Consider the following 4423-nt stretch of genomic DNA (forward strand, 5'->3'; position numbering starts at 1 on the left):
TCGGGTGCGGGGGCGGGGGCGTTCACGGGTCCGGGTGCGGGCGCGGACGCGTTCACGGGTTCTGGTGCGGGGACGGGGGCGGGCGCGGGCGCGGGCGTGTTCACGGGGTCGGGTGCGGGGACGGGCGCGCTCACGGGTTCGAATGCGGGTGCGGGGACGGGGGCGTACCCGGACCCGGGCGCGGGCGCGGGCAGGGGTCCTGGAACGGGCCCCGGCCCCGGTACGGACAGGGGCCCCGGTGCCTCCACCGGCACCGGCTCCCTCTCCGACACCGGCAGCTTCCGGCTGCCGCCGCCCCAGCGGCCCCCGGAGCACCCCCCGGCCCCCGCCCCGCTGCCGCTTCCGCCCCCGCTCCCGCTCCCGCTCCCGGACGGGGTGCCAAATCTGGGCATCGACACCACCACGGCGGCGTACACCGCCCGCGATCCGCGGGCGGCCCTCCCGTCCGTGCCCCCGCCGCCCCCCGTTCGGCGGGCCCGGGGCCGCCGGGCGCGGCGCGCGGCCCGCCGCCCCGGGCCGCCGGCCAAGGCCGCGATCCCCCTCCTGCTGCTGGCGCTCGCCTGCTACGCGATCGGCTTCTGGGCGCTGGCCCGGGCGTGAGCCCGCCGCGCCGCCAGCGTCCAGCCGCCGAGGAGCAGCAGCAGCGCGGTGCCCGTGCCGATCCCTCCCGCGGCGAGCAGCCGCATCGCCCGGTGGCCGGTCCCGTCCCCGGCGGCCGCCACCGGCACGGCCTCCCGGTCCTGCTCGGTGAGGGTGAAGACGTCGGCGGGCACGGGCCGGCCGGCGTACGCGGGCCCCGCGTGCGCCCGGCCGCCCACCCGGACCCGCAGGGTCACCTCGAACGGCCCCCGGCCGAACGTGCCGGCCAGCCGCGTGCTGAGGTGCACGACGAGGTAGTAGTCGCCGGCGAAGCGGACGGAGGTCACCGCGGCGGGCACGGCCTGGCGGTTGGCGTACTCCACGGGCGGGAGCGGGGCGAGGGCGGCGGTCTTCGGGGCGCCGGTGTAGCCGAGGGCGGCGTCGTCGACGTAGCCGCGCACGGGGTTGTGCAGGGAGAGGTCCAGGGCGCCGCCGACATAGCCGTGTCCGGCGGCGCCGCCCAGCTCGGCGGAGGCGTGCAGCTGCCGGCCCCAGTCCAGCGGGACCTTGTAGAACCGGGTCTCGCCGGGTGCGAGGGCGGTCCGCCAGACGCCTTGGCCGAGCGGGCGGGCGGTGCTGAAACCGGTGCCGCCGGGGCGGTCGCGGGCGGTGCCGGTGAGGGGCGCCGGTGTCGCGGAGTCCCAGGTCTGCGGCGCGGTGCTGGGGCCGGCCTGCGCGAGGCCGGGCTCGGTGGCGGGCGTGATCTCCAGGTCCCAGCGGCCGGTCCGGGCCGCCGCGCCGGAGCCCTCGGCGTCGAGCCGTTCCACCAGCACGTAGTAGGTTCCGGGGCCCTGGCACAGTGCCTTGCCGGCGTCGCGCTGCGCCAGGGCGGTGACCGGGCGGGGGCTGAGCCCGGCGCCGAAGCGGGTGGAGGCGTAGGAGCAGGGGGTGCCCTTGGCGTCCTGGAGCGAGACGCGGATGCCGTCGGTGGCGGAGACGGTGGTGTCCGCGGGCGGTACGGCGGTGACGGGGACGTACGCGGTCGCCTCGGCGGTGAGGCGGAGGCGGTAGAAGAGCCTGCCGTCGCGCGGCAGGGAACTGCGGTAGGCGCGGCCCGGGTCCAGCAGGGCGGCGTCCGCGGTGGGCCGCTGCGCGCCGGCGACGGTCCGGGCGCCGGGGACGAAGGCGTACGGCGCCGGTGCCGCGGGCGCGGCGGCGGCCGGGGCACCGGCCGGCAGGGCGAGGGCGGTGCCCGGCAACAGGACGAGGGCGGCGCCCAGCAGCAGGACCAGGGCGCGCCGGGCGGCCCCGGCCCGCCGCCATGTCCACGCCGTCGTACCGCCTCGCGCCCGCACGCGCCACCACCCCCGGTCGTCGGACGGCCGCTCCCGGCCGCGGGCCCCATCCTGCCCCGGCCGCCGCTCGGCCATCCGGGCAATGGCCGCGCCCGTCCGAAACGCGCCCGGCGCCGGCGGGGCACCGGGCCGTCGGCTAACCCACCCGTCGGGCGCCCGCAACCCGGGCGGAACACAAAACCCCGGCCGCGCAGGCGGCCGGGGTCGGTACAGATCGGGTATCGGGACTCACGAACCCGTGGGCACGGAGTCAGTCGCCTCCGTCCACAGGTCCTGCTCGGCGCGATCCGCCTGGATCTGGCGGTACACGAGGAGCCCGCCGATGGCGGCCAGTGCGACCAGGAGCAGCTTCTTCACCGCGCGACCTCGTCTTTCCTTGACGTTGGGGACCTCTGGCGCCCGACTATACACACCGACCGATATCGATCGGTGACCTGCGCCGGGGCCCAACTCCCGCCTCCGGAAGCGCAATAGGCCAGGTCGCGGGCGGTTCCGGCCGGAGCGTGACGGCACCCCCACGGACCGTTACTTTGCTCCCTCTTCGCTCACCCTCAGCGCGTTTTGCGGGCTTTTCTGCCTTTGTGCACCCATCCGAGTGGTGTTCATCGGAACATCGACGCGCCACGGGCGTCGGTCCACCACCTCGCGGCGCTCATACACATCATGAGGAAAGTACGCAAATCGCCCGACCCGAAAGTGAGGGGCCATGGCCAAGAACAAGGTCATGAAGCTGTGGACCGCCATCGTCACCGCCTTCCTCGCGCTGTGCACGGCGCTCGGACTCGTCACCGCCGCCTCCGCGACCGCCGCCGCGGCCGGACCCCGGACCGAGAGCCCCCGCACCGGCACCGCGCACCGCACGACCCCGACGATCCCGGCGCCCCGCCACTGGGTCTGGTCGCACGCCAAGGCCCTGCCCCCCACGATGAAGCAGCGGATCCGGGCCGAGGCCCACGGGAAGACCCCCGGCTGCCGGCACCGGTCGCTCCCCGACACCCAGGCGGAGACCACGTCCGAGGAGCACCCGGCGGAGTCCCTCGACTGCTGATCCCCGACCGCCGCTGTACCGCAACGTCTCGACCGCACGGCGACTTGCGTACGCACCAGTCGACACGGAAAGACCCCCGGCCGGGTTCGGCCGGGGGTCTCGCGCTGTTCCGCCCCCCGGTACGCCATGCTCGGAGGACCTCGCACCCCACGGACCACGACCGACCCCGCACCCACGACCCGGAAAGGTGGTGAGCGCTGCCGTGAACCGGCGCGTCACCGTAGTCACCGCTGTCCACGGCCCGTCCGCCCGGTTCCTGCCGGACGCGTACGCCTCCCTGTGCGCGCAGCGGCTGCCCGCCGGCTGGGAGTGGGACTGGGTGGTGCAGGAGGACGGCACCACCGAGGACGTCCGCCCGCACGTCCCGGACGACGCCCGGGTGTCCTTCCGCGGGGGCCGGCCGGGCGGCCCTGGGGTCGCCCGGACGATCGCGCTGGCGCGCGCGGAGGGCGCCTACGTCAAGGTGCTCGACGCCGACGACCAGCTCACGCCCGGCGCGCTCGCCCGGGACGTGGCCGTGCTGGAGGCGGACCCGACCGTCGGCTGGACGACGTCCCGCGTCCTGGACCTGCTGCCCGACGGCTCCACGGCCGGCTTCCCCGGCGACCCCGACGACGGCCCGATCGAACGCGGTACCGTCCTCGGCCACTGGAAGCGGAACGACTTCCGCGCCCCGGTCCACCCGGCGAGCCTGTGCGTCCGGCGGGAGCTGCTCACCGCCCTGGGCGGCTGGATGGCGCTGCCCGCCTCGGAGGACACCGGTCTGCTGCTGGCGCTGGACGCGGTGAGCCGCGGCTGGTTCACGGCCGAGGCCGGCCTGCTGTACCGCAAGTGGGAGGGCCAGGTCACGGGCCGGCCGGCGCACACCGATCCCGCCGAACGCGCGGCCCGCATGGCGGTCGCCGAGTCCCGCGCCCGGGCACTGGCCGCCTTCGGCTGGGCCTACCCACCACCTCCCGCCCGCTGAACGGCACCCCCGGCGGGGAGCACCCCCGGCGCCCCCGAGGGCCTCCCGCCCGGTCCTGCCTCGCGGTCCTACCCGGCCTCCGGTTCCGTCCCCGTGAGGGCGATCGCCTGTGCGGGGCACCTCTCGGCCGCCTCGCGGACCGCCTCCCGCACCCGCGGATCCCCGGCCGCCTGCGCCGCACCGGGGCGTACGACGCCGTACCCGTCCTCGAAGGCGAACACGTCCGGTGCCCGGTACGCGCACTCCGCGGAGCCGTAGCACAGGGAACGGTCGACGGAGACCTTCATGCGTCCTCCACGCGTCGCGGTGACACTCGGGACGTCCCTGCCCGGCCGCTGCCCCGCCGAACCGGGCCCCCGGGCTACCGCGGGCCGCCCGCGGCCGAGAGCCAGTGGGCCACCCGGCGGACCGTCGGCTCGTCGAGCCGGTCGACGAGCGTGCGGACCGCCTCGCCGTCCTCGGGACCCAGGTCGT

Annotated in this window: 5 protein-coding genes and 1 pseudogene; 3 read left to right on the top strand and 3 right to left on the bottom strand. The window is 76.9% G+C overall.

Annotation, left to right across the window (positions count from 1 at the left end; all coding sequences use genetic code 11):
* Positions 1-600, top strand: a pseudogene (locus IE312_RS26485) (hypothetical protein); the annotation flags it as partial.
* On the opposite strand, the gene IE312_RS26490 reads toward IE312_RS26485, so the two are convergent.
* Positions 564-1934, bottom strand: a complete 1371-nt coding sequence (locus IE312_RS26490) for a hypothetical protein (RefSeq protein WP_229900465.1) — start codon at positions 1932-1934, stop codon at positions 564-566. The pseudogene IE312_RS26485 and the gene IE312_RS26490 sit on opposite strands and share 37 nt — an antisense overlap.
* Before the next feature lie 228 nt (positions 1935-2162).
* On the bottom strand, positions 2163-2291 hold the full coding sequence (locus IE312_RS41920; RefSeq protein WP_003999697.1) for a DLW-39 family protein: 129 nt from the start codon (positions 2289-2291) through the stop codon (positions 2163-2165).
* A 349-nt stretch (positions 2292-2640) separates the two neighbouring features.
* Here IE312_RS41920 and IE312_RS26500 point away from each other — a divergent pair, with 349 nt between their 5' ends.
* Positions 2641-2982: a DUF6344 domain-containing protein gene (locus IE312_RS26500; RefSeq protein WP_189984846.1), complete on the top strand. Its 342-nt coding sequence runs from the start codon at positions 2641-2643 to the stop codon at positions 2980-2982.
* A 190-nt stretch (positions 2983-3172) separates the two neighbouring features.
* Complete coding sequence (locus IE312_RS26505; protein ID WP_229900466.1) at positions 3173-3949, top strand: glycosyltransferase family 2 protein; 777 nt, start codon at positions 3173-3175, stop codon at positions 3947-3949.
* A 68-nt stretch (positions 3950-4017) separates the two neighbouring features.
* Here the strand turns inward: IE312_RS26505 and IE312_RS26510 are convergent, their stop codons facing one another.
* Positions 4018-4236: a ferredoxin gene (locus IE312_RS26510; protein WP_189984847.1), complete on the bottom strand. Its 219-nt coding sequence runs from the start codon at positions 4234-4236 to the stop codon at positions 4018-4020.
* Positions 4237-4423: the final 187 nt, after the last annotated feature.

This window comes from Streptomyces capoamus (genome assembly GCF_014654935.1).
Lineage (GTDB): Bacteria > Actinomycetota > Actinomycetes > Streptomycetales > Streptomycetaceae > Streptomyces > Streptomyces capoamus.